General features: G+C 60.7%; 26 protein-coding genes. 7 read left to right on the top strand and 19 right to left on the bottom strand.

Going from position 1 to position 25,331, the window contains the following annotated elements; translation table 11 throughout:
• Window positions 1-85: 85 nt before the first annotated feature.
• The 8 genes from M0D68_RS19145 to M0D68_RS19110 form a co-directional block, all read right to left on the bottom strand.
• Window positions 86-862, bottom strand: coding sequence for an ABC transporter ATP-binding protein (locus M0D68_RS19145; protein ID WP_211702999.1), 777 nt, complete (start codon window positions 860-862; stop codon window positions 86-88).
• A 4-nt stretch (window positions 863-866) separates the two neighbouring features.
• On the bottom strand, window positions 867-1,685 hold the full coding sequence (locus M0D68_RS19140) for an ABC transporter permease (RefSeq protein WP_093636413.1): 819 nt from the start codon (window positions 1,683-1,685) through the stop codon (window positions 867-869).
• A gap of 1 nt (window position 1,686) precedes the next feature.
• Complete coding sequence (locus M0D68_RS19135) at window positions 1,687-3,102, bottom strand: mannose-1-phosphate guanylyltransferase/mannose-6-phosphate isomerase (RefSeq protein ID WP_266224964.1); 1,416 nt, start codon at window positions 3,100-3,102, stop codon at window positions 1,687-1,689.
• Window positions 3,103-3,348: 246 nt separating this feature from the next.
• On the bottom strand, window positions 3,349-4,275 hold the full coding sequence (gene rfbD / locus M0D68_RS19130) for a dTDP-4-dehydrorhamnose reductase (RefSeq protein WP_266224962.1): 927 nt from the start codon (window positions 4,273-4,275) through the stop codon (window positions 3,349-3,351).
• 11 nt (window positions 4,276-4,286) lie between these two features.
• Window positions 4,287-4,838, bottom strand: a complete 552-nt coding sequence (gene rfbC, locus M0D68_RS19125) for a dTDP-4-dehydrorhamnose 3,5-epimerase (protein ID WP_266224961.1) — start codon at window positions 4,836-4,838, stop codon at window positions 4,287-4,289.
• Window positions 4,823-5,716 (bottom strand): glucose-1-phosphate thymidylyltransferase RfbA, encoded by an 894-nt coding sequence (gene rfbA, locus M0D68_RS19120; protein ID WP_266225040.1) that lies wholly within the window; start codon window positions 5,714-5,716, stop codon window positions 4,823-4,825. The genes rfbC and rfbA overlap by 16 nt, the downstream gene beginning before the upstream one ends.
• Window positions 5,717-5,726: 10 nt before the next feature.
• Window positions 5,727-6,788: a dTDP-glucose 4,6-dehydratase gene (gene rfbB / locus M0D68_RS19115; RefSeq protein ID WP_266224960.1), complete on the bottom strand. Its 1,062-nt coding sequence runs from the start codon at window positions 6,786-6,788 to the stop codon at window positions 5,727-5,729.
• A 385-nt stretch (window positions 6,789-7,173) separates the two neighbouring features.
• A complete protein-coding gene (locus M0D68_RS19110) occupies window positions 7,174-8,085 on the bottom strand; it encodes a GDP-mannose 4,6-dehydratase (RefSeq protein ID WP_266224959.1) in 912 nt (303 codons plus the stop codon).
• A gap of 225 nt (window positions 8,086-8,310) precedes the next feature.
• On the opposite strand from M0D68_RS19110, the gene M0D68_RS19105 reads away from it, so the two are divergent.
• Window positions 8,311-9,222: a symmetrical bis(5'-nucleosyl)-tetraphosphatase gene (locus M0D68_RS19105; RefSeq protein WP_266224958.1), complete on the top strand. Its 912-nt coding sequence runs from the start codon at window positions 8,311-8,313 to the stop codon at window positions 9,220-9,222.
• 22 nt (window positions 9,223-9,244) lie between these two features.
• On the opposite strand, the gene M0D68_RS19100 is transcribed toward M0D68_RS19105, so the two are convergent.
• From M0D68_RS19100 to M0D68_RS19090, 3 genes are read right to left on the bottom strand one after another with little or no spacing between them, the layout of a single operon-like run.
• Window positions 9,245-10,114 carry a 1-acyl-sn-glycerol-3-phosphate acyltransferase gene (locus tag M0D68_RS19100; RefSeq protein ID WP_266224957.1) on the bottom strand — a complete coding sequence of 290 codons (870 nt, stop codon included), beginning with the start codon at window positions 10,112-10,114 and terminating at the stop codon, window positions 9,245-9,247.
• A 38-nt stretch (window positions 10,115-10,152) separates the two neighbouring features.
• Window positions 10,153-11,430, bottom strand: a complete 1,278-nt coding sequence (locus tag M0D68_RS19095) for a dihydroorotase (protein ID WP_266224955.1) — start codon at window positions 11,428-11,430, stop codon at window positions 10,153-10,155.
• A 14-nt stretch (window positions 11,431-11,444) separates the two neighbouring features.
• On the bottom strand, window positions 11,445-12,722 hold the full coding sequence (locus tag M0D68_RS19090) for a transposase (protein WP_266224954.1): 1,278 nt from the start codon (window positions 12,720-12,722) through the stop codon (window positions 11,445-11,447).
• Between the two features lie 182 nt (window positions 12,723-12,904).
• Between M0D68_RS19090 and M0D68_RS19085 the strand changes: the two genes are divergently transcribed.
• Window positions 12,905-13,204: a transposase gene (locus M0D68_RS19085; RefSeq protein WP_266224953.1), complete on the top strand. Its 300-nt coding sequence runs from the start codon at window positions 12,905-12,907 to the stop codon at window positions 13,202-13,204.
• 102 nt (window positions 13,205-13,306) lie between these two features.
• Here the strand turns inward: M0D68_RS19085 and M0D68_RS19080 are convergent, their stop codons facing one another.
• The 6 genes from M0D68_RS19080 to M0D68_RS19055 all read right to left on the bottom strand — a co-directional run bounded on the left by M0D68_RS19080 (window position 13,307) and on the right by M0D68_RS19055 (window position 18,053).
• Window positions 13,307-14,332, bottom strand: coding sequence for an aspartate carbamoyltransferase catalytic subunit (locus tag M0D68_RS19080; protein ID WP_266224952.1), 1,026 nt, complete (start codon window positions 14,330-14,332; stop codon window positions 13,307-13,309).
• Window positions 14,333-14,403: 71 nt separating this feature from the next.
• Window positions 14,404-14,934, bottom strand: a complete 531-nt coding sequence (pyrR, locus tag M0D68_RS19075; RefSeq protein ID WP_266224950.1) for a bifunctional pyr operon transcriptional regulator/uracil phosphoribosyltransferase PyrR — start codon at window positions 14,932-14,934, stop codon at window positions 14,404-14,406.
• Window positions 14,921-15,361, bottom strand: coding sequence for a Holliday junction resolvase RuvX (ruvX, locus tag M0D68_RS19070; protein ID WP_093636449.1), 441 nt, complete (start codon window positions 15,359-15,361; stop codon window positions 14,921-14,923). The genes pyrR and ruvX overlap by 14 nt, the downstream gene beginning before the upstream one ends.
• Entirely contained in the window at window positions 15,358-15,936 is a 579-nt protein-coding gene (locus M0D68_RS19065) for a YqgE/AlgH family protein (RefSeq protein WP_054041678.1), read from the bottom strand. The genes ruvX and M0D68_RS19065 overlap by 4 nt, the downstream gene beginning before the upstream one ends.
• A 276-nt stretch (window positions 15,937-16,212) precedes the next feature.
• Window positions 16,213-17,622: a hypothetical protein gene (locus M0D68_RS19060; protein WP_266224948.1), complete on the bottom strand. Its 1,410-nt coding sequence runs from the start codon at window positions 17,620-17,622 to the stop codon at window positions 16,213-16,215.
• A gap of 260 nt (window positions 17,623-17,882) precedes the next feature.
• Window positions 17,883-18,053: a rubredoxin gene (locus tag M0D68_RS19055; protein ID WP_007178992.1), complete on the bottom strand. Its 171-nt coding sequence runs from the start codon at window positions 18,051-18,053 to the stop codon at window positions 17,883-17,885.
• A gap of 299 nt (window positions 18,054-18,352) precedes the next feature.
• Between M0D68_RS19055 and M0D68_RS19050 the strand changes: the two genes are divergently transcribed.
• From M0D68_RS19050 to cysC, 3 genes are all read left to right on the top strand, one after another.
• Complete coding sequence (locus M0D68_RS19050; protein ID WP_054041676.1) at window positions 18,353-19,213, top strand: hydroxymethylpyrimidine/phosphomethylpyrimidine kinase; 861 nt, start codon at window positions 18,353-18,355, stop codon at window positions 19,211-19,213.
• A gap of 395 nt (window positions 19,214-19,608) precedes the next feature.
• Window positions 19,609-20,823: a chondroitin 4-O-sulfotransferase gene (locus M0D68_RS19045; RefSeq protein ID WP_266224947.1), complete on the top strand. Its 1,215-nt coding sequence runs from the start codon at window positions 19,609-19,611 to the stop codon at window positions 20,821-20,823.
• Window positions 20,824-20,837: 14 nt separating this feature from the next.
• Window positions 20,838-21,461, top strand: coding sequence for an adenylyl-sulfate kinase (gene cysC, locus M0D68_RS19040; protein ID WP_266224946.1), 624 nt, complete (start codon window positions 20,838-20,840; stop codon window positions 21,459-21,461).
• A gap of 147 nt (window positions 21,462-21,608) precedes the next feature.
• Here the strand turns inward: cysC and groL are convergent, their stop codons facing one another.
• Together groL and groES are read right to left on the bottom strand one after the other, a co-directional pair.
• Entirely contained in the window at window positions 21,609-23,249 is a 1,641-nt protein-coding gene (gene groL, locus M0D68_RS19035; RefSeq protein WP_054041672.1) for a chaperonin GroEL, read from the bottom strand.
• A gap of 54 nt (window positions 23,250-23,303) precedes the next feature.
• On the bottom strand, window positions 23,304-23,594 hold the full coding sequence (groES, locus tag M0D68_RS19030; RefSeq protein ID WP_007178996.1) for a co-chaperone GroES: 291 nt from the start codon (window positions 23,592-23,594) through the stop codon (window positions 23,304-23,306).
• An 814-nt stretch (window positions 23,595-24,408) separates the two neighbouring features.
• Between groES and M0D68_RS19025 the strand changes: the two genes are divergently transcribed.
• Together M0D68_RS19025 and M0D68_RS19020 are read left to right on the top strand one after the other, a co-directional pair.
• Entirely contained in the window at window positions 24,409-25,056 is a 648-nt protein-coding gene (locus tag M0D68_RS19025; protein WP_200654310.1) for a DUF4365 domain-containing protein, read from the top strand.
• Window positions 25,057-25,138: 82 nt separating this feature from the next.
• A complete protein-coding gene (locus M0D68_RS19020; protein WP_200654309.1) occupies window positions 25,139-25,297 on the top strand; it encodes a hypothetical protein in 159 nt (52 codons plus the stop codon).
• Window positions 25,298-25,331: the final 34 nt, after the last annotated feature.

The raw sequence follows: 25,331 nt of genomic DNA, 5'->3' as shown, positions 1-25,331 counted from the left end.
CGGCACCCGCATCACACTTTTCTGAATGATCACACCGGGCAGTGCCGTGGTCACGCGACCCATTCAGGCACGCCCGCTTGCGGCGTTAGTGCGGCAACCGCGCAGTTTCGCTAATCAACGGCCCCTCGTTGACTTCCGGCGCGATCACCGGTTCGTCGGAGACCATCTTGCCGTGCTCCATGGAAATCTTCCGGTTGCACACTCGCGCCACCAGACCCGGATCGTGCGAAGCAACGACCAGCAGCGATGCCTTGCCCACCAGGCTCTCGAGACGTTCGGCCGCCCTGATGCTGAACTCCGCGTCGCCCACGCTCAGCCACTCGTCCATGATCAGGATGTCGGCTTCGACGCTGGTCGAAATCGCGAACGCAAGACGCAACATCATCCCGCTCGAATAGGTGCGCACCGGCAGATTCAGGTAGTCGCCCAACTGGCTGAAGTCGGCGATTTCGTCGATCTTGCTGCGGATACGCACCGGCTTCAGGCCGTCGAGAATGCCGCGCAGATAGATGTTTTCGAAGCCGGTTGCATCCGGGTCGAGACCCATCGACACGTCCAGCAGCGAAGCAATCTTGCCGTTCACCTTGAGCTCGCCGCGCACCGGCGCGTACACGCCCGAGAGCGTGCGCAGCAGGGTTGTCTTGCCCGAGCCGTTGTGGCCGATCAAACCCACGCGCTCGCCTTCGGTAAAACTGAAGCTGAGGTCGTCGATCGCCTTGACGATCGCATGACGACCGGCATCCTGACCGATCCGGCCACCCGTCGTGAGATTAAGCACCGCCTTTTTCAACGAGCGATGCGAGTTCTCGTAGATCGGAAATTCGACGGAGATGTTACGAGCAACAATCGATGAAGAACTCACAATATCAAAGCCAGTAAGGAACGCGATTACGGAAACGTTTCATCAGGAATTGCGCAAAGGCAAAACCGACAATCAACAGGCCGATCGACCACGCCCACGACTCCCAATGCGTCGGACGACCGGTCAGCGGCGCACGCACCGTTTCGATCAGGTGATAAAGCGGGTTGTATTCGGCGACCCACGCCCGGTTTTTCAGAATTTCCGGGGACCACATCACAGGGGTGAAGAAAAACACGACCTGGATCAGGTTGGTCACGATCGGCGGAATGTCGCGAAAGCGCGCGCACAGCACACCGAGCGTCACGCCGAGCCAGACGCCATGCAGCAGCAGAATGGCGAGCGCGAACGGCACCAGCAGGAATTCCCAACCGGGCCAGCGCCCAAAGATGAGCAGCAGCACCACGACCACCGGCAAGCTGTGCAGCAGAATCACAAAATTGCGCCACGCAATGCGACATACGTGGACGGTAAGTGGCAAGCGGATCTGCTTGATCAGGTAGGCGGCGCTAATAAAGGCAACGCAGCCCTCATTGGCTACCGCGGACAGATACGCCCACACGACCAGACCGACCGCGAGGTACGGAAGATATTGGGAGATTTCCTGATGCAGCAAGGTGGAATACAGCGCACCCAGCACCACCACCATGATGATGGTGCTCAACGTGAACCAGAACGGCCCGAGCACTGAACGGCGATACCGTTGCCGGATATCGTGCCAGCCCAGCGTACCCCATACCCGCACCGCCTTCATGCCAACGATCAGATCGTCGCTTTCATTGTGACGAGTCAGATCTTCCGAATCGTTGCTAAAACTAATATCCATCTCAAGTACGTCCGTAAATGTCTTCAAAGCGGACGATGTCGTCTTCGCCAAGATATTCGCCGCTCTGCACTTCGATCATCACGAGCTCGACCACGCCCGGGTTCTCGAGGCGATGTTTGTGACCCGCCGGGATGTAGGTCGACTCATTGGTCGAAACGAACAACTCCTTCTCTCCGTTCACGACCTTGGCCATGCCGCTGACCACGACCCAATGCTCGTTGCGGTGATGATGCATCTGCAAGCTGAGGCTTCCGCCCGGCTTGACCTCGATGCGTTTGATCTTGAAGCGAGGGCCCTCCTCAAGCACCGAATACGTTCCCCACGGCCGATGCACCGTGCGATGCACCTTGTACGTTTCGTGACCGCGCGACTTGAGTTCGGCAAAAATCTGCTTCACGTCCTGCGCCCGGTCTTTGTCCGCGATAAGCAGCGCGTCCGGCGTATCGATCACGATCAGGTTCTCGACGCCTACTGCGCCGATCAGCCGGTCGCCGCCACGCAAATAGCAGTTCTTGACGTCGAACAGCAGCGCTTCGCCTTCCACGCGATTACCGCTGCCGTCCGCCGGCGAGAGATCGCTGAGCGCCGTCCACGAACCGACGTCCGTCCAGCCGATGTCGCAGCGAACCACCGCAGCCTGCTCGCACTTCTCCATCACCGCATAGTCGAACGACACGTCCGGCACCGCGCCAAAAGAGCCCGGCTCGAGACGAACCTGCGCGCCATCCTTACCCGCGGCAGAAGGCGACTTCTCCATGCACTCGGCAGCCGCGCTGAGAATCTCAGGGCAGTGCTGCTTCATTTCCTTCAGGATCGTGCCTGCGGTGAAGCAGAACATGCCCGAGTTCCACACGAACTTGCCCGAGGCGAGATACTCGCGGGCCTTCTCGAGCGACGGCTTCTCGACGAAACGCACTACCTTGTCGCCATCCGCCTCGATGTAGCCATAGCCCGTTTCAGGCGTCTCCGGATGCACGCCGAAGGTCACCACCTTGCCCGCCAAAGCAAGCTTCTGCGCAGCCGCGACAGCCGCGCCGAAGGCCTGCTGGTTGGTAATCAGGTGATCGGCGGCCAGCACCAGCATGACCGTCTGGTCGCCGTGCACTTTCGCCGTATGCAACGCCGCCGTGGCAACCGCCGCAGCCGTGTTGCGACCGAACGGTTCGAGAATGAACGAGGTTGCACAGCCTTTCGCGTTCACTTCGCGGAAATCGTCTTCAGTCTTGAAGAACAGATCGCGGTTCGTTACCGTGAGCACTTCCTTCACGCCCGGCAGTGCCACCGCGCGCAAGAACGCCTTTTGCAGCAAGCTTTCGCCATCCGCAAGGCGGATGAACGGTTTCGGGTGCGACTCGCGCGAGACCGGCCATAGTCTCGAACCCGCCCCGCCACAAAGAATGATCGGTAACAAACTCACAGAGTCCTCTCAGTACCGTATTTATTACGGAAGCGCCATGACCACGAATAGTCAGCACAACCCAGAAAATCAATGGGCTGTGCGACGATCCGCGCGCCCTGAACGTTGACGCGCCAGGCCCGAATACAGGGCCGGCGCGAGCCTTCCAGACTGACCGATATTCTACCCCCGCCCCCTTTCACTATCGTCAGACAGCAAAGGCGCTACGCCGCCAGGCGAGCTTCGAGCGAGGGCGCGTGCTATGCGTTAAGAACGGGCCGCAGGCGACCGAGGAAAAGCATCGGTCAGACACAGCTTCAAGGCATCGCGCCAATGCGGCGCGGCCAGCCCGAACACCTGTGCCAGCTTCTCGTTCGACATGCGTGAATTGGACGGACGCTTTGCCGGCGTCGGATAGTCGGAAGCCGGAATCGGTAGCGCCTTCGGCCGATTCGGCAGGTCCGCGAGTTCGAAAATGGCCGACGCAAAGCCGTGCCACGAAGTCGCATCGCCGGCGCACAGGTGATAGATGCCCGAGCGCTCGCTCCACCACGTCGCGCTGTCTTCCGCGGCAAAGGCCTGTGCGCTCAGATGCGCACTCAACGTCGCGATCGTGTTGCTCCAGGTCGGCGCGCCGAACTGGTCGGCAACGACCTTCAACTCGGGCCGATCGGCGCCGAGACGCAGCATGGTGAGCAGAAAATTCTTGCCGCGGGTGCCGTACACCCAGCTAGTACGCAGCACCAGGTGATTCACGCCAGTCGCGGCGATTGCCTGCTCACCAGCGAGCTTGGTGCGGCCATACGCGTTCTGAGGATCGGTGGGATCGTCTTCGACGTAGGCGCCGTCTTTCTCGCCGTTGAATACGTAATCGGTCGAATAGTGAATCAACGCTGCGCCGAGCTTTTTCGCTTCTTCAGCCAGCACACCCGGCGCTTCGCCGTTGATACGCATGGCGAGATCGAACTCCTCTTCTGCCTTGTCGACCGCGGTGTAGGCCGCCGGGTTGACGATCAGCGCAGGCCGCACGTCACGAACAACCGCACGGATCTGGTCCAGATTGGACAGATCCAGCGTGGCGCGATCAACCGCGACCACGTTGCCGAGCCCTTGCAGCGTACGCGCGAGCTCGAAGCCAACCTGGCCATTTACACCGGTGACGAGAATCGTCCGCTTGGCATCATGTGCGCTCATGCGGCAACCCCTTAGGCGAAGACGTCAGCATCGGCAAGGCGCTTGCCTGCCGCATCCTTCGCAGCCAGCAACGGCTCGAAGTCGATCGGCCATTCGATGCCGACCGCCGGATCGTTCCAGACGATGCTGCGCTCGTGTTCAGGAAACCAGTAGTCGGTGGTCTTGTAGAGGAACTGCGCCGATTCGGACAACACGACAAAGCCGTGCGCGAAACCAGGCGGCACCCACAACTGCCGATGGTTCTCCACCGACAGCGGCACACCCACCCACTTGCCGAAATTCGGCGAACTCTTCCGAATGTCGACAGCAACGTCGAACACTTCCCCTTCAACCACGCGCACGAGCTTGCCCTGCGCATGCTGAATCTGATAGTGGAGGCCGCGCAGCACGCCTTTCGCCGAACGCGAATGGTTGTCCTGCACGAACGTCACGTCTTTCTCCACGTGCTCCGCGAACTCCACCGCATTGAAGCTTTCGTAGAAATAGCCCCGGGCGTCGCCGAACACTTTCGGCTCGATAATCTTGACTTCGGGCAGCGCCGTAGCGGTTACTTGGATGGCCATGCAACGTGGTCCGTAAGAAGGTTTTGCAGATACTTGCCGTACGCGTTCTTCGCCAGCGGCTTGGCCAGCGCGAGCAGCTGTTCACCGTCGATCCATGCCTGCCGGTAAGCAATCTCTTCCGGACACGCAACCACCAGACCCTGGCGCTTTTGCAGCGTCGCGATGAACGTCGCCGCTTCGATCAGCGAATCGTGCGTGCCGGTGTCGAGCCACGCATAGCCGCGGCCCATGATCTCGACATTGAGCGCGGCGTTGGCCAGATAACGCGAGTTGACGTCCGTAATCTCGAGCTCGCCGCGCGGCGACGGCTTGATGTCCGCCGCGATATCGCAGACCTGCTTGTCGTAGAAGTACAAGCCAGTAACGGCGTAGTGCGAGCGCGGCTTGACCGGCTTCTCTTCGATCGATAACGCGCGGAACTGCTTGTCGAATTCGACGACGCCATACCGCTCCGGATCGTGCACGTGATAAGCGAAGACGGTAGCGCCTTCGTCTTTCTCATTGGCGCGTTCCAGCTGCTTCGCGAGATCGTGACCGTAGAAGATGTTGTCGCCAAGAATCAGCGCCGACGGATCGTTGCCCACAAAGTCGCGGCCGATGATGAACGCCTGCGCGAGACCGTCCGGCGAAGGCTGAACCGCGTACTGAATGTTCATGCCCCACTGGCTGCCGTCGCCGAGCATGGCTTCGAAACGCGGCGTATCTTGCGGCGTGGAGATGATCAGCACGTCGCGAATCCCCGCCACCATCAGCGTGGACAGCGGGTAGTAGATCATCGGTTTGTCGTAGACCGGCAGCAACTGCTTGGAGACGACATGAGTAATCGGATACAGGCGCGTGCCCGATCCGCCCGCGAGAATAATGCCTTTGCGCGCCATTGCCGTGCCCTTACGCGCGTTGCGCGTAGTTGGTCTCAACCCACTTCCGATACTCACCCGAAGCGACTTCGTCAGACCACACCTGATTGTCCAGATACCACTGGACCGTCTTGGCGAGACCTGTTTCGAACGTCTCCGCCGGCTTCCAGCCGAGTTCGCGCTCGAGCTTGCGGGCGTCGATCGCATAACGGCGGTCGTGGCCGGGACGATCCTTCACATAGGTGATCTGGTCGCGGTACGAGGCGCCTGCCTTCGGACGCAACTGGTCGAGCAGGTCGCACAGCGTATGCACGACGTCGAGGTTCTTCTTTTCGTTCCAGCCGCCAATGTTGTACGTCTCGCCCGGCGTGCCGCGCGCGAGTACTTCGCGGATCGCGCTGCAATGGTCGCCGACATACAACCAGTCGCGCACGTTCTGACCGTCGCCGTACACCGGCAGCGCCTTGCCGCTTAGCGCGTTGGCGATCATCAGCGGAATCAGCTTTTCGGGGAACTGGTACGGACCGTAGTTGTTCGAACAGTTCGTGGTGAGCACCGGCAGGCCATACGTGTGATGGTAGGCGCGCACCAGATGGTCGGAACCCGCCTTGGTGGCCGAATAAGGGCTATTCGGCGCGTACGGCGTGGTTTCGGAAAATTGCGGATCGGTAGCGGACAGCGAGCCGAACACTTCGTCGGTCGAGACATGCAGGAAACGGAACGCGGCCTTGTCGGCCCCGCCGAGCGTATTCCAGTACTGACGGGTGGCTTCGAGCAGCGTGAAGGTGCCGACCACGTTGGTCTGCACGAAATCAGCCGGGCCGTGAATCGAGCGATCCACATGGCTTTCAGCGGCAAAGTGCAGCACGGCGCGCGGCTTGTGCTCGGCAAAGAGCGCATCCATCGCGGCACGATCGCAGATATCGGCCCGCGCGAACACATGGCGGGGATTGCCCTGTTGCGATTTGAGCGTACCCAGATTGCCGGCGTAGGTCAGTTTGTCTACGTTCAGCACCGCTTCGTCCGACGCATCGAGCCAGTCGAGCACGAAATTGGCGCCGATAAAGCCGGCACCGCCCGTTACCAGGATCATGAATTTCCCTTCTAGATGTTGGCGGCAGATCGGCATCGTTTCACCGATCTACGCATCCCGCGTGGTGGAATCCGATTTTTGTCGACGCCCGGCGGCGCCCCTCGCACAGCAGGCAGGCGCTCAGACGCCAATCTTATAAAGCCCTGATTATAAAGCCGCTCGGGGCAAAAACCAGAACCCTAACAACTTGAAACAGCTTGACAAGTTTGGTTTCCGTTCATTACTGAGGGGGAGTTTGACGGCGAGCGCCGCGTCCAGCGGGTACTGCCGCAAGGGGAGATGAACCGGCCGGCCACTTGGGCAGGCGTCCACGTTGCGGCGCCGGCGAGCGGACCTACTACGCAAGATAACGGCAGATACCTCAAGATACCGCCGATTGTGTCAGTTAAGCCGCCAACATCCAGCGCAGCGTATCCATAAACGGAATTGCCTCGACCGCCGGAACCATCGAGCGCAGCTTGGCCGGCGACCCGGCCAGCATCTTCACGTCAGTTTGGCGCACGAAAGCAGGGTTGACCTGAATCTCGAGTTCGTGCCCAGTCAGATTGCTCGCCGCCGAGAGAATCTCTCGCAACGTGTAAGGCGTGCCGGTACAGACGTTGACCGTTTCAGAAGCGGCATCTGACTCGAGCAAAGCCTCATAAGCGTTCGCCACGTAGCGCACATCCGAGAAATCACGTGCCACGTCGATATTGCCGAGCTCGATAGCGGGTTCGCGCCGCGCGAAATGCTCGACGATCTTCGGCACGAGGAAGTTCGACGCTTGCCCGCGGCCGGTGTAGTTAAACGGCCGCACGATCACGATGGGCAGCCGGTCGAACCAGGTCCGCACCATCGTTTCCATGGCCGCCTTGCTGGCGGCATAGTGGTTCACCGGCGTGACCGGGAAGGTTTCGTCGATGGCGTCGCTAGTGACGTTGCCGTACACATTCGCGCTGCTCGCGATCAACAGCTTGCGGGGTGTATGGCCGACGGCCGCACAGGCCTCAAGCAGGTTCAGCGTGCCGATCACATTGACGCGGTAAAAGTCGAGCGGATCGTTGTGGCCGACAAAGCTGATGGCCGCCAGATGCACGATGTAGTCGGGCCGCGCGGTTTCGATCACGCGCCGGCAGGCGTCGGGCGACGTAATGTCGAGCCTGAGGCGCGTCGGTGTTTCAGGCTCGTCGCGCCCGGCCACCGTTTCGATCACCGTATGGCCGCGGCCGAGCAGGTTGTCGACCAGATAGCGCCCAGTGAAGCCGCTCGCCCCAGTAACGAGGGTGCGGATAGGTTGATTCGCATGAATAGACGACATGCTTTCTCCGTTCACGAGGGTCATCCTGTTGTAGTGCAATATCGCGCGCGGCCCTTGCGGTGCGCCTGACAACGCCCCTGGGAATGCCACTTGCTTGAGGCTCCCGGCGGGCGTGCCGCGATATCCGTGCTTCAAACGGGCTATTATGTCACGCTAATTTGCTGCACTGCCCAACGCGGCACGCCTTGTTCGTAACCGCGTGTATCGAACTGCACCGACTTTCCGATGACATCTTCCACCGCTTCCACCGTCGCTTCTCCTGCTGCGTTTAGTGCCGGATCCGCTGCCGTTTCAGAGGCGCACCCGCTACCGCTCGCTTTCGGCGACCTTCAGGGCTGCCGCACGCCGTTCCAGCAACTGCTGGCCAAAGCCGCGCCGCCCGAAGGCACGCCGCTGTGGTTCGCGGGCGACCTGATCAACCGCGGCTCCGAATCGCTTGCCACGCTGCGCGACATCATCGCGTTGGGAGATCAGGCGGTGCCGGTGCTGGGTAACCATGACCTGCATCTGCTGTCGGTGTCGGCGGGAATTCGCAAATCGAAGAAAGGCGACACGATCGACGACATCCTCGCCGCCCCGGATGCCGCCGATCTGCTCGACTGGGTCCGCCACCGTCCGATCGCGCATTTCGATAACGGCATGCTGATGGTGCATGCGGGCGTGCTGCCGCAATGGGATGCCGCCATGACGATGGAACTCGCCGATGAATTGCAGCGAGCGCTGCGTGCACCGAACTGGAAGGAAACGCTCGCGGGGCTCTACGGCAACGAGCCGAATCGCTGGACGCCAGGCATCAAGGGGATCGAGCGGTTGCGCGTGACGTGCAGCGCATTGACGCGCATCCGCTTCTGCAATGCCGAAGGCGTGATGGATTTCAGCAGCAGCGCTGGCCTGAATTCGGCGCCGCCGGGCAGCATGCCGTGGTTCGACGTGCCGTCGCGCAAGACCGCGGACATCACTGTGGTGTTCGGCCATTGGGCCGCGCTCGGTTTGACCTTGCGCGACAACCTGATCGGGCTGGATTCCGGCTGCGTGTGGGGTGAGAAACTCTCGGCCGTGCGCCTTGCGCAGAATCCGGCGGAGCGCACGCTCACGCAGGTCGACTGCGAGGCGTGCCGCACACCAGGCGGCAACTGAGCCGGCCCGCTAAGCTGCCCCGTTAAGCCGACCGGCCGGACTGATCGACGGGATCGATCAGCGCCGGCGAAACGCTGGAAGCATCCGAGGCGTTGTGCGTGTTGTGCGCATCGGCTGATGAAATCGACGCCGCGATCGCAGCGCCCGACCTCGTCATGCCACCCTGCATCTCCCGCAGCGCCGCAGCAATCACCCCTTCCGCCTCCGCCGCCAGCGTGCGACGATCCGCACCTGGTGCAAGCGGCGCGCCGACATACACGTGCGCGGTCAACGGCCCGCCGCTCAACAGCATGTTCAGCGAATCAGCCAGCGTCAGATCGTCGATATACGCAGGCGCAGTGGATTGCCGGCCCTGCGCATCTTCGTACATGATGCATAGCGGCTGCACCGGCACCGAGGCCGACACGGCGGCCTGGAACATATTCGCGTGAAACGGCAGTAGCGCCAGACCGTTCGTTGTTGTCCCTTCAGGAAATACGCACATCAGCTCGCCCGCGCTCAGGCGGTCGGACAGTTCGTGCATGATCCGCTTCGCGTCGCTGCGCTTCTCGCGCTGGATGAACACTGTGTCCAGTTGCTGCGCCAGCCAGCCGACTACCGGCCACTGCCGGATCTCGGCCTTCGAGACAAACGGCGTGGGCCGCCACGCATTGATCACGTAAATGTCGATCCACGAGATGTGATTGGCGACCACCAGTGCGCCGCGGTCGAGCCGTGCGCTGTCGTTATGCACGACGAGCCGCATGCCGCATAGACGCAGCATTTTCAGTGACCATTCGCGGTTGAGCGTCTGCCGCCCCTCCGCACCGACCTTGGAAAAGCGCGTCGCAACGATCCACATGCCATGCAGCAGATGGGCGACGAGACGGGCCTTGCGTAACGCGAGCTTCATTTGTCGGAGCTTTCCGTAACTGGGCAATGCCGCGAATATTAGCGCTGCTCGAACGCAACGTGACCGGACACGATCGTCGCCTGCACACGCGCCGGCAGTTCATAGCCGAGGAACGGCGTGTTGTGCCCCTGGCTCTTCAATGCACGCGGTTCGACGCGCCAATACGCGTTGCGGTCGAACACGCAAAGATCGGCGACAGCGCCCACGGCGATGCGGCCAGCCACTTCCAGCTTCAGCACATCGGCCGGCGCCGTGGTGATGCGGTTCAGCGCCTTGGCCAACGGCACGCCCGCTTCGTCGGCCCATTTGACTGTTAGCGACAGGAACAGCTCCAGGCCCGTTGCGCCCGGCGTGGCTTCGGCGAACGGCAGCAGCTTTTCGTCGTCGTCGACCGGTGTGTGGTCGGAGCAGATCGCGTCGATCGTGCCGTCGACGAGGCCCGCGCGAATCGCTTCGCGATCGCGCTGCTGGCGCAGCGGCGGATCGAGGCGGAATTGCGCGTCGAAGTAGCCGATATCGAGGTCGATCAGATGTACATGGTTCACGGTGACGTCGCACGACACAGGCAAGCCCTCAGCCTTGGCCGCGCGCATCAGCGCAATGCCCGCCGCCGACGACACGTGCGACAGATGCACCCGTGCTCCCGTCACGCGGACCAGTTCGAAGATCGTGTGCAGCGCGATCGTCTCAGCCGACACCGGCACGCCCGACAAACCGAGCCGCGACGCCAGCGCACCGCTCGCGGCCACGCCGCCCTTGCCAAGATACGCATCGACCGGACGCAGCCATACCGTGTAGCCGTAAGTCTTCGCGTACTGCAACGCACGCATCAACACCTGCGTATCGACCACCGGTACATCGGCCTGCGAAAAACCGATACAGCCCGCTTCGGTCAGCTCGACCATCTCGGTGATGACCTGGCCTTTCAGGCCAACGGTCAAAGCGCCGAGCGGATACACATGCGCCTGATCCAGATTGCGCGCGCGGAACTTGAGCATCTCGACGAGCCCCGGTTCATCGAGCGTCGGATCGGTGTCCGGCGGACACACGAGACTCGTCACGCCGCCTGCGAGCGCCGCGGCCATTTCGGATTCGAGCGTCGCCTTGTGTTCGTAGCCCGGTTCGCGCAAGCGTGCAGACAGATCGACGAGGCCCGGCGCGATATGCAAGCCTTTGGCGTCGATCGTCTTCGTTGCGCTGAAATCGGCAGGCGCGTTGCCGATGGCGACGATCTTGCCTGCTTCGATAAAAATGTCCTGCTGCTGTTCGGTGCCCGCTGCCGGATCGATCAGCGTGCCGCCTTGAATATGAATCATGAACTCTCCCGCTGCTAAGTGTCTTGCGACACTGTAGCAGGGGTTTCACGGGTCACAGACTTTGACTTGGCGCGCTGCCGCGCCAGAGGTTTGGGTCTCGCCGCCACGCCCGTCCCGGGCGTGTGCGCGTCGATCAGGACGACCGAGGCTGCATTTTGATCGCGTGGTGCCGTGTGGCCGCAATGCGGACACTCATGCACACGTTGCGCGAGCGTTTTGGGCACGATCTCCCAGCATGCGGCGCAGCGCTGCGATGGTTTCAACTGGCGTGTGTTCGACACATGCAGTCGCGTACCAGCCTCTACCGCTTTGTACGCGAGCATGTTGTGCGCCATGCTCAATCCGGCCGACAGCGTTTCGCGATTGAGTCCAGCCTTTTGCCTGACCATCCGGCCGGGTTTGTCCTGCGTGCCCCTGGCCGAACGGCTCATGTTCTGCGTGCGCAATTCTTCCGTAGCGAGCACTGCGCACGACGCGACCATGCGCGAGGTCTTCGTGTGCAGGAACTCACGGCGCAGGTTGCCGATACGCTCGTGAAGCCTCGCCACTTGCCTGCCAAGCCGCTTATAGCGGACAGATCCGCGTTTCTTCCTCGCCTGCTGTCGCTGCAGATCCGCCATCCATGGCAGCTCGTTGCGGATGAATCGCGGATTGGCGATCGTCTCGCCGTTGTCGAACGTAGCCCAATCGTTGACGCCGAAGTCGACGCCGCGATGGTCGTCACCATTCCGCATGCGAGCGCAAGCCGTCGCCGATACGCGTAGCGTGACAGACGCGAACCACTCGCCGTTCTTGCGCATGATCGTGAGATCGTTGGGCTTCGCGCCGTCGCCGAAGCGATGCCGGCCGCGTGCGCGGATCGACATGGCGTCCTTGCCGCTGCCTATGCGAATCGTTGCGCCGCGCGTGCCGGACTGCATGAGTTTCCAGCCGGCCTGGTCTGGATAGCAGAAGCCAGAAAACCGCTTGCTGGCCTTGAAGCGCGGAAAGCCCGGCGTCTGCCCAGCCTTGACGCGGCGAAAGAACGCCTGAAAGGCCAGATCCAGCCTGCGCAGTGTCTGCTGGAGGGCGTGACTGCCTAGTTCGACGAACTCCGGACGATCGGCCTTGATCGCCGGCAACACGTTTTGCTGCTCGTAATAGCTGATCGACTTGCCGGTCTTCCGATAGGCGTCGATTCGCTCCTCGAGCGCCGCGTTGTATAGCTCACAGTGCAAGCGAATCCAGCCAGTCAGGCGCTCGGCCTGCGTGGCGCCGGGATAGAGCTTGAAGGTGACTTTGCGGCGTTCCATAGCTGCCATACTGGGACGAATAAACCGTTAAGGCGGAAATGTGGAAACACTAGCAGATCTAGCCCCCATGCTGTTTATAACGTCAAACTACACGTCGTTTTTGTGACGAAATACCGGCGCAAAACGTTGTCGCTGGAACTACTCGCGTATGAGGAAACGGCGTTCGGCGAAATCCTGGCCGCTTGGCGCTGCAACTCATCGAGTTTGGCGGCGCACCTGACCGCGTGCACTTGCTGATCGACATCCATCCAGCGCTGGATATATCCGTGCTGATCAACAACCTGAAGACGGCACGGCGCGAACGAAACAGGTTTGCCGATCACCTTGCGCCGTTCTACCGGAAGCCATTGTTTTGGAGCCGCGCCCATTTGACGGTAGCGTTGGGGGCACCACAACTGGAGCGCGCTTGTGTCGACGCGCAGGATACTGCGGAGCACGCCCGGAAGTCGGCCACAAAGGAAAAAAACAAACCTGCCCGCTAGACCCCTCCTTCCTCTCGGCTTCGCCTATGGGTTCGCAAGCAAACCGACCGCCCAAGGAGAGGGAATGCGCCGGCAATAGTTCATGCGCTGCCCTGGTTGTGCTCAGTCGTTATTGCCCGCGACGATCCCCATCACCGCCATGCGCACCGCGATACCGAACGTCACCTGATTCAGAATCACCGATTGCGGGCCGTCGGCCACCTGCGAATCGATTTCGACGCCACGATTCATCGGCCCCGGGTGCATCACAATCGCATCGGGTTTGGCGAGCGCAAGGCGCTCCGGCGTCAAACCCCAGCTCTTGAAGTACTCCTGCGCCGAAGGCAGCAGCGCGCCGCTCATCCGCTCGTTTTGCAGACGCAGCATGATGATCACGTCGACGTCTTTCAGGCCCTCGTCGAGGTTGTGGAATACGCGCACGCCCATTTGCTCGAGACCGCCCGGCAGCAACGTGCGCGGGCCGATCGCACGCACTTCGGGCACGCCGAGCGTGGTCAGCGCATGAATGTCCGAACGCGCGACCCGCGAATGCAGAATGTCGCCGACGATCGCCACACGCAGATTCGTGAAATCCTTCTTGTAGTGGCGGATCGTGTACATGTCGAGCAGACCCTGGGTGGGGTGTGCGTGACGGCCGTCGCCGGCATTGATCACGTGCACGTGCGGCGCGCAGTGCTGGGCGATCAGGTACGGTGCGCCGCTCGATGCATGGCGCACGACAAACATATCGGCATGCATCGCCGAGAGGTTGTTGATCGTGTCGAGCAGTGACTCACCCTTGCTTGTCGAGGACGCATTGATGTTCAGATTCAGCACGTCGGCCGACAAACGCGTCGCGGCAATTTCGAAGGTCGTGCGGGTGCGCGTCGAGTTCTCGAAGAATAGGTTGAACACCGACTTGCCGCGCAACAGCGGCACCTTCTTCACTTCACGATCGGTCACGCTGACGAACTGGTCTGCGGTATCGAGAATGTGATTGACGATCGCCTTCGGCAAACCTTCGATCGACAACAGATGTTTGAGCTCGCCGTTTTTCGTGAGCTGCGGATTGCCCTTCAGGAAGCCATAACGGAAGCGCTCGGTGGCGCTGTCGGTGGAATCCTGCGAGGCCTGGGTGGCGGTGTGCATGGGGTACCTGCTTCAAATACGGGCTTCAACGTGTTCGGCGTCGATGCCTTGCTCAATGCGCAAAGCTGTGTTCAATCGACGCGTGCTTCGGTGTGAAAGGTGAAACGCTGGTTGCCGTCGGCGCCGCCTGCTTCGCGGGCGAGTACGAGCGTTGCATCGGCCGGCACATCCACCACGCCGCCGACAAAACGCGCCGCCACCGGGAGCTCGCGTCCGCCGCGGTCGGCGAGCACCGCCAGTTCGACCGATGCCGGACGGCCGTAGTCGTACAGCTCATTCAACGCCGCACGAATCGTGCGGCCGGTGTACAGCACGTCGTCCACCAGCACGATGCGGCGCTTGTCCACGGAAAATGGCAGCGAGGTCGGACTTGCCTGCGAGTGCAGGCCTTTTTTCGCGTAGTCGTCGCGATGCAGCGCGACATTCACCACGCCGAAGCTCGGCGCCTTCAGATCGCGCGAGAGGCGCTCGGCAAGCCACGCGCCGCCGCTGTAGATGCCGGCCAGCACGGGGCCATCGGCAGCGCTGAAGGCGTCGCCATACGCCGCGCGAACCTGGTCGAGCACGGCGCGATAAAGCGCTTCGGCGTCAATGGAACTCATGATCGTCGGAAAGTCCGTCTAGATATTGCTGGAGGATGATGCTGGCGGCTTCGGCGTCGAGCATGTCGGCGCGGCCGTTGCCGGCGCGGATTTCCGCCTTCGCCTCGACCGACGAATAGCGCTCGTCGATCCATGTCACCGGCAGATTGAAGCGGCCATTCAGCTGATTGCCGAAGCGCTTCGCAAGTTGGGTCATTTCATGCGGCGTGCCGTCCGGGTGCATGGGCAAACCGACCACCAGCGCGTCCGGCTTCCACTCGCTGATCAGCTTGCCGATCGCCTCGAAACGGTATTCGCGGCTGCGGTTCTGCACGATCACGAGCGCGCGTGCACTGCGGGTGAGCGAATTGCCCACTGCCACGCCGATCCGCTTTTCACCGTAGTCGAACGCAAGCAGCGTCGCTTCACGTCCGGCTGCCAGGCTCATGCGTGACCTGCTTCGCCCGACAGCATCGACAGTGAAATGCCGAGCAGCGCGAGCGCCGCTTCCAGACGCTCTTCGGCGGGCACGTCGAACACGATTTTCGGGTCGGCTTCAACCGTGAGCCAGCCGTTCTTCGAAATCTCTTCTTCGAGCTGACCCGCGCCCCAGCCGGCATGGCCGAGCGTGAGCAGAAAGCGCTCCGGACCAGTGCCGCTCGCGACGGCTTCGAGCACGTCTTTCGACGTGGTCATCTCGAGCCCGCCCGGCACCGACATGGACGACGTATACGCATTGCCGTCTTTCGGATCGTGCAGCACGAAGCCGCGCTCGGTTTGCACCGGGCCGCCGAAATACACAGGCACATGGAGAAGGGGTTCGATCTCGAGCTTGAGATCGATGCGACTGAAGAGCGCTTCAAGGTCGATATCGGTCGGCCGGTTGATCACGAGGCCGAGCGCGCCGCGCTCACTGTGATCGCAAAGGTAGACCACCGTTCCTGAAAACGTGGGATCGGCCATGCTCGGCATGGCGATCAGGAACTGGTTGGTCAGATTGATGCGATCGGTACTCTTGGACATAGTTCGGATTTTAGCAAAGACGGTGCGGGATGGCGGGCTTTGAGCGCGTGACCGCGATGTGCGCGATGAAGTGCGCCGCGAGCCATCGACGGCGAATCAAGTTGCACTCTATCACGCACGCAGACCTTGTCCATGGTGCGCTCAGCGGTGTTTACGACACGCATATCGCGTGCCTCCGGGTTCGAACATTGCGCCTCGCTGTTGCCGGCAGAGCATGCGTACCGGCGCGCAGGGCGTGCTGCTGATTGATACCGCAGTGATACCGCAGCCGGCAGTTCAGGCGCCGCCCTGCTCGATCGAACGCGTCAATGCGGCCAGCGCCGCGTTGCTGCCTGTCGGCGCGACGCCCGCAGCGACTTTGTGCAGCATCGCACGCAACGCCTCGGCGGCCTGCTCGAGCGTGCTCGCCGCTGGTGCACCGACGATGACATGGGAGCGCACCGCCGGCGTCGATACGCCGGCGTGCGCGCGGCGGCGCCAGGCGAGCCCGAGCGCATCGGCAACCAGCGCCACGTGTCCGAGGCCCAGCGCGCACGCAGCGGCACCGAGCCGGTAGGCGGCGTCGCCCGCTTGCAGGGCTTCGCTCGGATCGGCTTTCTCGGGCTGGTCGGCCGCACGGGCATGCTCGGTCAGCGCCGAAATCGAGGCATCGGCCGTTTGCAGGAAATCTTCATACGCATGCGCGTTGACGGCCAACACGCCCAGCTCGCGCGTCAGCGTGCTGCGGGTCGCGCTGACCGCCTGCGCCTGTACGGCGCCCGCTTCCCAAAGCATTTCGGATGCCTGGGTGCCCGCGACGTGCCAATCGACCGTCAAGCCATAGTCGTGCAGCACTTCGACCTGATCGGCATCTTCCGCTGCAGCGCCGAACAGCGCGTAATCGCGCCACAGCAGCGCCAGCGTTGCGCGCACCAGCGAACGCGGCGCGCGCTCGATGCCGTGCGCATGATCGGCCAGGGTGAGGTTGCAGCGCGCATAGAAACGCCGCGCGTCGGCATCTCCGGTGGCGCGGCCGCTGACGCGCAGCGCCTTGGCGCAAGCTTTGGCGAGACGCCAGAAATCGTAGGGGTCCGGACCGGCGAGTTCGGTAAAGACGGCGTCCAGCTCGTCGAGCGCCGCGTTCGTGAACGCCAGCGCAGCACCACTGCTATCCGGCTGCGAGCGCAACACCGGCAGCAGCGCGCGCTCGTAGCGAGCCCGCAAATGGGCGAGTTGATCCGCGGACTGGTTATGCAGCGAGACCGGCGGCACCGGGCGGGCGCTCAGCGCGAGATCTTCGAATGCGACGGTCGAACCCGGCGTGTGCTCCGACAGATGGGCACACAGCGCGTGATAGTGATTGAACAGTGTGGAGGAGCAGGACAGCTCGCGCAGATTGTGGCGCTCGAGCGCCGCGCGGAAATCGTGCAATGCGGCGCCGAATACCGGCCGCGGGCTGTCTGCTTCAGCCGGATCGCCCTCGGCCAGAGGCGAGAGCCGCACCAGCGCGTCCGCGAAGCGCTGCGCGCTGAGCCAGCCGGCCTCGCGCAACGCATGCGACGCACGCAGCAGCGCCGAGGTGCTCTCGCGGTGTTGTTCGAACGCCAGCAACGCCTCTGCCAGCGCCAGCTCCGCAGGTCGGACAGCGCCGCCGCGCGGATTGGGCAATGCATCGAAAGAATCGGGTGCAGCGGATCGAAGAGTCATGGGCAGGCGACAGGAAGCTGACGGACCGCCGCTTCGGCGCTGCACGAGAGACTGATCGGCTAACGCGCGAACTGGCGGCAGGACAATCACAGATTACCGCTGCGACACGGTGCAACCGGGGGATGTTCCGCGCCACCGCGTTGGGGCTGCGCGCCGAGCGCATCGACCGCGTTCGATCCGACCGACGCCGCCAGCAAAACGCCGCGCCGCAACCACACGGCATGGCGCTCAGCTGGAGACCGCCGTTTGCCCCTTGGCCCTCAGATCTGGACCATCTCGAAGTCTTCCTTGCGCGCGCCGCATTCCGGGCAGGTCCAGTTAATGGGAACGTCCTCCCAGCGCGTGCCCGGCGCAATGCCTTCCTCCGGCAAACCAGCTTCTTCGTCGTAAATCCAGCCGCAAATCAGGCACATCCAGCTTTGATATTCCATTCTTGTGTCGCGTCGTAGAGTCCGTGGAAACGGGAGCCATGATGGTACCGTGTTGCCGCCCCAATGCCTAGCAAACAGAAACGCGCAATCGTAGTGTGCGGCGGCCTTTGGCTAGAGGGTTGCGTCGGTTTGGCCGGCGCTTGCGCGCGGGGGTCGCGCCTGGTTGCCGGTTATGTGCTGCTGACTTGCGGCAACCTGCCGAAGAATGCGAAAAAACGCCCTCATGACAGTTTAGGCCGCATAATTGAGCCGATTGCGCACCGTCTGCGCCTAAATACAGCTCCTTTTTGTAAATCTTCATGCCCAGCGATACGCCTCCGATCGTCCTCACCTTCGGCCTTTCCGATCCCACCGGCGGCTCCGGCCTGCAAGCAGACCTGATGACCCTTGCCAGCATGGGCTGCCATGGCGTCTCCGTGCTCACGGGCTATACCGTGCGCGACTCGGCAAGCTGCGATGAAGTCACCGGGCTCGATCCTGAAGTGGTCGCGACCCAGGCCCGAATGCTGCTCGAAGACATGCCGATCGCCGCGTTCAAGGTCGGCGCATGCACGCGCGCGGAAGTGGTCAGCGCGATTGCCGAGGTGGTCGCCGATTACGACGACATCCCGCTGATCCTCGCCCCCGATTTCACGCTCGACGACGAACACGTGCTCGCCGCCGACGAGCTACGCGAAGCGATCGCCGATCTGCTGGCGCCGCAAACCACCTTGCTGGTCGCCGATTCGGCCACACTGCTCGCGCTCGCCCAGCCGGACGGCGACGCCGAAGCACCAAGCCTCGACGCGGCGATCTCGCATCTGCTGTCGCAAGGCTGCGAATACATTCTGTCGACGGAAACCGGCACGCACCGGCTCGTCAATACGCTGTTCAGCGAAGACGGCCAACTGCGCCAGGATATGTGGGACCGCGGCGCCCATCGGATCATGGGCATTACCGACACGCTCGGCGCCGCGATTGCCGCCTTGCTGGCCAATGGCCAGGAACCGGCGGAAGCCGTACGTGAGGCGCAGGAGTATCTGTATCAGGCAATGCGCAACGCATTCCGGCCAGGCATGGGCGCCTATCTGCCGGATCGCTTTTTCTGGGCTCGTAGCAGCGACGACGACACGCCGCCAGCAACGGGCAAGGACGCGGCACCGGGCGAAGCACGGCATTAATTTGACGACTCGACGCGTCTGCTGCGCAAGCGGCAGGCGCTTGGCGAGCGTTTCCACTTCAGCGGCGGCCCGACAGCCCCGGTAAAAAACCCGCATTTCTGCGGGTTTTTTGTTTTTGGGAAGCACGCCTCGCGGCCGCGTGCCACCAACTCGCCTTTCCCCGTCTTGATCGATGTTCGCCGTGGAAAGCCCCGCGCCAGCGGACACGCCTGTACGTGATCTCTCCCTCAGGCCTCGCCTCAACACATGGCCGAGCTCGACTTCCTCGCGAAACCCAACGGAACTACCGCTCCTTTCACAACGCCAACATGCGTTTTAACTTGTAATTAAACGTTACAGCACCGGTTTTATCTCCGAGCTAAGCTTTCTATTTCGTAAATCTGTCATAAGCCCCCATGGCCTCACCAATTTTCTTCATCCATCCGCCTAAGAGCGGCGGATCAACCGTTATCTCATTTTTTGATCTGAATAAAGGCAAAGATCAGTTCGTGAATTTCGAATGGGAGCGAGAAGGCTGGGAAAACAGTCACGCCAAATTGATGACCACGAGGATTGGCGGAGGCCATCAGCCCTATGGCATGCACAGGAACCTGAAGAGCGCGCTGACGTATTGCACGATTCTGCGCGAGCCGCTGGCACGTCAGATATCGCACTACTGGTACGCAGCCAACGGCAAGAACGGCGAAGTTGAGCGAGGCGCCGGTATGTCGGCAACCGAGGCTCTGGTTCGGCGCGGCACCATCTCGCTCGACGAGTGGGTCAGCGAATCACTCGCGGGGAAAAACCTGTTTACCCAGATGTTGAGCGGCCATTCCGTAGTCGACGAAAGCAGCCTCGAAGTCGCGCGGACCCATGTTCTCCAACATTTCGCGGCAACCGGCGTCTGCGAAGACATGAGCGAATTTTTACTTCGGCTCTGCGGAAAGACCGGGCTCGAATTGCCCTTTTTTTTCGAAACCAACAAAACGAGTGGCTCGCCCAAAAACAGAACTCATGTGAGTGAAACAGCAAGGCAAACGTTTGCCGAAGAGAATCGTTTCGATTACGAGATATTTCAGGACGTCAACCAGGCGATAGCGCAACATGCCCTGCAAGCAGGCGACGTGTTTTCAAAGGCCCTGGCGTCGGTGCGCACCATTCAGGAGGCGATCAATCAGCTCGAAAATCCGTACGCGCACAGTTCGATCGTTTTCGGTTTTGACGAAAAATTCCTCTCGAAAGTGGTGAGCGTGATCAACCAGTTTGATCTCACTCCCATCAAGGAATACATAGAGTTCGCGCAGAGCCAACCGCACACTACCGCCGACATGTACGACGGTTTTGTCGACGCCGTCCATAACGGCGTGATTTCGGGCTGGGCCGTCAATCTCACCCGGCCGGAAGAAAGAGTTCCGCTCGAAGTCCGCGTTGGTACGGAGGTCGTCGCGAGAGGTTCGAGTGGTGAGTATCGGCCCGACGTTGCTGGCGCGGGATACCCAAGCTCCCACGCTGGATTTTCAATTCCTCTACCCGCGGGCATATCAGACGGTTTTCACGTCACGATCGAAAATTCGCTGGAGCGCCTGCACAACGCAGGCGTCTGGCGGCAAGGTTGGCACTGCGCCGCCTGAGTCGAGAGAGAACAATGGGACAGCCCCTGCCTTTTCTGCAACGCTTCCACGGCGAAGTGACCGCCCGCGACCGGATGCAAATGTTCCGCCACAAGCCGGTTACGATCTGGCTGACGGGGCTATCCGGGGCGGGTAAATCAACAATCGCTTTCGCACTCGAGCAGCAACTCGCATCGCTAGGCCATGCATGCTACGTCCTCGACGGAGACAATATCCGCCACGGTTTGGCGTCCGATCTCGGCTTTGACAAGAACGACCGGCGTGAAAATATTCGCCGGGTGGCGCACGTGGCCCAGTTGATGAACGACGCAGGCCTCATCGTTATCGCGGCGCTTATCTCACCCATGTGTGAAGACAGAGCGATGGCGCGCGAAATCGTTGGACCCGGCAATTTCATCGAGACTTATCTTTCCGCCTCGGTCGACGCTTGCGCCCGTCGTGACCCGAAAGGTCTCTATGCCAAAGCCCGCGCCGGCGAGATTGCGTCGTTTACTGGCGTATCGGCACCCTATGAAGTCCCGGCTGATCCTGAGTTGAAGATAGATACGGCCGTGTTGACGCCGGCCGAGAGCGTAGCGCATATATTCAGCTACTTGCGCGACAACTGCCTGATGAACACCGATTGCATCGAGCGCTAGTCATAGCGAACCGGCTTATCGTTAGCCCCAAAACAAAAAACCCGCATTTCTGCGGGTTTTTTGTTTTGGGAAGTACGCCTCGCGACGCACCTCCCCATGTGTTTCCAACTGAGCCTCAAACGAGGCCAAGTGAGGCTCAATCGGAGATTACATGTCCATGCCCATGCCGCCCATGCCGCCGGGCATACCGCCGCCCATCGGAGCATCTTCCTTCGGCAGTTCGCAAACAGCTGCGTCGGTGGTCAACAGCAGGCCAGCGACCGAAGCTGCGTTTTGCAGCGCCGTGCGCGTCACCTTCGTCGGGTCCACGACACCTGCGTCAACCAGGTCGACGTACTCGCCGGTTGCAGCGTTGTAGCCGTAGTTGCCCGTACCAGCAGCAACAGCTGCCACCACGACGCTGGCTTCTTCGCCACCGTTCGTGACGATCTGGCGCAGCGGCTCTTCCATCGCGCGCAGCACGATCTTGATACCTGCGTCCTGATCGGCGTTAGCGCCCTTCAGGCCAGCGATTGCCGTACGTGCACGGATCAGTGCGACGCCGCCGCCAGCAACGATGCCTTCTTCCACAGCTGCGCGCGTTGCGTGCAGTGCGTCTTCGACACGTGCCTTCTTTTCCTTCATTTCGACTTCGGTCGCAGCACCGACCTTGATCACTGCAACACCGCCGGCCAGCTTGGCCACGCGTTCTTGCAGCTTTTCACGGTCGTAGTCCGACGTAGCTTCTTCGATTTGCGTGCGAACTTGCTTCACACGTGCTTCGATGGTTGCAGCTTCGCCAGCACCGTCGATGATCGTCGTGTTTTCCTTGCCCACTTCGATACGCTTCGCTTGGCCCAGTTCAGCCAGCGTTGCCTTTTCGAGCGTCAGGCCGGTTTCTTCAGCGATAACTTGACCGCCGGTCAGGATCGCGATGTCTTCCAGCATGGCCTTACGACGATCGCCAAAGCCCGGAGCCTTGACAGCAACAGTCTTCAGGATGCCGCGGATGTTGTTCACAACCAGCGTAGCCAGCGCTTCGCCTTCGACGTCTTCTGCAATGATCAGCAGCGGACGGCCAGCCTTAGCGACTTGCTCGAGGACCGGGAGGAGGTCACGAATGTTCGAAACCTTCTTGTCGTGCAGCAGCACGAACGGGTTTTCGAGCACAGCAACTTGCTTGTCCGGGTTGTTGATGAAGTACGGCGACAGGTAGCCGCGGTCGAATTGCATACCTTCGACAACGTCCAGCTCGTCTTGCAACGACTTGCCGTCTTCAACGGTGATGACGCCTTCCTTGCCAACCTTGTCCATCGCTTCAGCGATACGGTCGCCGATCGACGAATCGCTGTTTGCCGAGATCGAACCGACTTGAGCGATTTCCTTGTTGGTCGTGCACGGCTTGCTGATCTTGCGCAGTTCTTCGATCGCTGCGAACACAGCCTTGTCGATACCACGCTTCAGGTCCATCGGGTTCATGCCCGATGCAACGTACTTCATGCCTTCGCGGACGATCGACTGAGCCAGAACCGTTGCGGTCGTGGTGCCGTCACCTGCGTTGTCGCTGGTCTTGGAAGCAACTTCCTTGACCATTTGTGCGCCCATGTTCTGGAGCTTGTCTTTCAGTTCGATCTCTTTCGCGACCGAAACACCATCCTTCGTGACCGTCGGGCCGCCGAAGCTGCGTTCCAGGACAACGTTGCGACCCTTCGGGCCCAGCGTGACCTTCACAGCGTTCGCGAGGATGTTCACGCCTTCAACCATCTTGGCACGGGCGGAATCACCGAATACGACGTCTTTAGCTGCCATCTTCTAACTCCTTGAATTCTTTGGGATATGACCGGGAAAAGTAGCGACTGGCGCTTACTTCTGCACCACGGCCATGATGTCTTCTTCGCGCATCACGAGCAGTTCGTTGCCGTCGACCTTGACGGTCTGGCCTGCGTACTTGCCGAACAGGACGCGGTCACCAACTTTCACGTCGAGGGCGATTTGTGCGCCTTTGTCGTCACGCTTGCCCGGGCCGACTGCCAGAATTTCGCCTTGATCCGGCTTTTCTGCTGCGGCTTCGGGGATCACGATGCCCGACGCGGTCTTGGTTTCTTGATCCAGACGTTTGACGATCACGCGATCATGCAAAGGACGAAGGTTCATACATACTCCTCTCTTGATTGAGACTGAAGAACGCTGAGAAAACCCGGCTGGCTGAGCCAACCGGCGATGTTGTTAGCACTCTCGTGCAGCGAGTGCTAATTATATGGACGGGTGGTGACAAATTCAAGAAGGGATGTCGCTTTGTCAGGTGTCGAGATTCACTTAACTTTGAACTTTGTTCACTTAAGTTTGAACTCGGAACATACATTCCGACACGGCGGTGACACGCATTTTCCATAACAAACAACCACTTAGCATCGAAAATGCTATCTCTTGGTAGCCCGCGTGCCGTACGAGACTGAACAGCAACCGGTCACAAAACTTCACGATCAACGTTAAACTTAGGGCAAACCCTGAATCAGTCACATTCATCAGTCACGCTCTGGAAATTCGAAAACCATGATACGGCCAGCGGCCGCCATGCTACCGCCCTCCGTGTCAGGGCAGATCACCGTTCAGTTGCTCGATCAAGTCATCACCGCGGAATGGTAACGACGGCTTAAAGGTAAATACCCAGCGTTGTCGACTGCCGTACAGACCTCCTTTGTCCCGGGCCAGCCGCGATCGGTGCAAACCGACCAAGCGATCTACAACGTCCGTTAAACCTGCCATATCGGACGCTTGACGCGCGCACAAACTGTCCGCTCCGCACAGACGCGCTTTGCCACAGGAATGTTCGCTTCCATGATGGCTCGCTAGAGGTGCACGAGATTTCAACCAACTAACCCTGTGCACAGCGCAAGACGAGGTTTCGACTTATGTATAGGGGGATTTAGAATATCGAAAAACTGACTCGAATTCATTCGGGGGGACGATGGCTTCGGAACGGCTTCCGCAAGAGAGTGAGGCGCAGCGCATCGGGCATCGCGCAGAAAAATGTTTCGCTGCGAATCAGCCTGATAACTGGCGGCCGAAGCCGACCGACGGCACTGACGATGTTGGACTGGATTATCAGGTTCAGTTGGTTGACGACGGACAGTATGTCGGCCTATTCCACGTCCAGCTCAAAGGCAGTGAATCACCTACGCTGAACGCGACGGGCGAGTTTTACTCTGTCCCCCTTGAAAGATCGACGGTGAATTACTACCTCCGCATCGGCGAGCCAGTTCTGCTCGTCTTCGCGGATCTGAGTTTTGACTCGAACACTTCGAGATGTCCCGCGTTTTACGTCTGGATACACGACGATCTGAAGCGCCGGGAGCGTGAGGGACTATCAGAAAACTCCAGTGACACGCTCACTTTTCGCGTACCCGTTGCGAGTCGGCTCGAAGACGCCACCGACTTGCTGCCCGATCTCGAGCGGAATCGCAGAAACCGCGATATCGCGAACGAATTGAATTCGGTTATCGAAGCCAAACTGCCTTCGTTGAATTACGAGGATATGTGTGTAGTTGCTTCAAGAGCTGAATCAGAGTCTCCTGGTGCGCGTACGATGACGTATCCAAGACCTTCGAGGTGGTGACTTTGGAGTCCAAAAGTTCTCCGGAAAAAGATTCGTGGCAAGGTCGTAATTACCGATTTAGTCTACCGTATTCGTTTCGCTGTTGCTTGATCTTCTTGGCGTCCTGCTCTTCAAGTTCCTCGAATACATCGAAGCGATTCTGATTCCGTGGCATGCCTCTCATCGACATACGGTATCAGCGAAAAATCCAGCCGGTGCACTCGACAGCCAGTCCCTGTCGATCGTCAAAGCCAAACAGTGAACCTGATGTCAGGTTCGTTGTTGTCCAAGCAGGC

Source organism: Paraburkholderia sp. SEWSISQ10-3 4, assembly GCF_030464785.1.
Lineage (GTDB): Bacteria > Pseudomonadota > Gammaproteobacteria > Burkholderiales > Burkholderiaceae > Paraburkholderia > Paraburkholderia aspalathi.
Note: the sequence above shows the minus strand (reverse complement) of the source record. Positions and strands in the feature narration are given on the sequence as shown.

Excerpts from the sequence above, each read along its gene's own strand:
- M0D68_RS19045 (WP_266224947.1), top strand. The coding sequence starts at position 19,609 with ATGGCCTCACCAATTTTCTTCATCCATCCGCCTAAGAGCGGCGGATCA.
- M0D68_RS19060 (WP_266224948.1), bottom strand. The coding sequence starts at position 17,622 with ATGACTCTTCGATCCGCTGCACCCGATTCTTTCGATGCATTGCCCAAT.
- M0D68_RS19050 (WP_054041676.1), top strand. The coding sequence starts at position 18,353 with ATGCCCAGCGATACGCCTCCGATCGTCCTCACCTTCGGCCTTTCCGAT.
- M0D68_RS19080 (WP_266224952.1), bottom strand. The coding sequence starts at position 14,332 with ATGCACACCGCCACCCAGGCCTCGCAGGATTCCACCGACAGCGCCACC.
- M0D68_RS19090 (WP_266224954.1), bottom strand. The coding sequence starts at position 12,722 with ATGGAACGCCGCAAAGTCACCTTCAAGCTCTATCCCGGCGCCACGCAG.
- pyrR (WP_266224950.1), bottom strand. The coding sequence starts at position 14,934 with ATGAGTTCCATTGACGCCGAAGCGCTTTATCGCGCCGTGCTCGACCAG.
- rfbC (WP_266224961.1), bottom strand. The coding sequence starts at position 4,838 with ATGGCCATCCAAGTAACCGCTACGGCGCTGCCCGAAGTCAAGATTATC.
- M0D68_RS19105 (WP_266224958.1), top strand. The coding sequence starts at position 8,311 with ATGACATCTTCCACCGCTTCCACCGTCGCTTCTCCTGCTGCGTTTAGT.
- cysC (WP_266224946.1), top strand. The coding sequence starts at position 20,838 with ATGGGACAGCCCCTGCCTTTTCTGCAACGCTTCCACGGCGAAGTGACC.
- M0D68_RS19095 (WP_266224955.1), bottom strand. The coding sequence starts at position 11,430 with ATGATTCATATTCAAGGCGGCACGCTGATCGATCCGGCAGCGGGCACC.
- groES (WP_007178996.1), bottom strand. The coding sequence starts at position 23,594 with ATGAACCTTCGTCCTTTGCATGATCGCGTGATCGTCAAACGTCTGGAT.
- M0D68_RS19055 (WP_007178992.1), bottom strand. The coding sequence starts at position 18,053 with ATGGAATATCAAAGCTGGATGTGCCTGATTTGCGGCTGGATTTACGAC.
- rfbD (WP_266224962.1), bottom strand. The coding sequence starts at position 4,275 with ATGAGCGCACATGATGCCAAGCGGACGATTCTCGTCACCGGTGTAAAT.
- M0D68_RS19025 (WP_200654310.1), top strand. The coding sequence starts at position 24,409 with ATGGCTTCGGAACGGCTTCCGCAAGAGAGTGAGGCGCAGCGCATCGGG.
- groL (WP_054041672.1), bottom strand. The coding sequence starts at position 23,249 with ATGGCAGCTAAAGACGTCGTATTCGGTGATTCCGCCCGTGCCAAGATG.
- rfbA (WP_266225040.1), bottom strand. The coding sequence starts at position 5,716 with ATGGCGCGCAAAGGCATTATTCTCGCGGGCGGATCGGGCACGCGCCTG.
- M0D68_RS19100 (WP_266224957.1), bottom strand. The coding sequence starts at position 10,114 with ATGAAGCTCGCGTTACGCAAGGCCCGTCTCGTCGCCCATCTGCTGCAT.
- ruvX (WP_093636449.1), bottom strand. The coding sequence starts at position 15,361 with ATGAGCCTGGCAGCCGGACGTGAAGCGACGCTGCTTGCGTTCGACTAC.
- M0D68_RS19110 (WP_266224959.1), bottom strand. The coding sequence starts at position 8,085 with ATGTCGTCTATTCATGCGAATCAACCTATCCGCACCCTCGTTACTGGG.
- M0D68_RS19140 (WP_093636413.1), bottom strand. The coding sequence starts at position 1,685 with ATGGATATTAGTTTTAGCAACGATTCGGAAGATCTGACTCGTCACAAT.
- rfbB (WP_266224960.1), bottom strand. The coding sequence starts at position 6,788 with ATGATCCTGGTAACGGGCGGTGCCGGCTTTATCGGCGCCAATTTCGTG.
- M0D68_RS19065 (WP_054041678.1), bottom strand. The coding sequence starts at position 15,936 with ATGTCCAAGAGTACCGATCGCATCAATCTGACCAACCAGTTCCTGATC.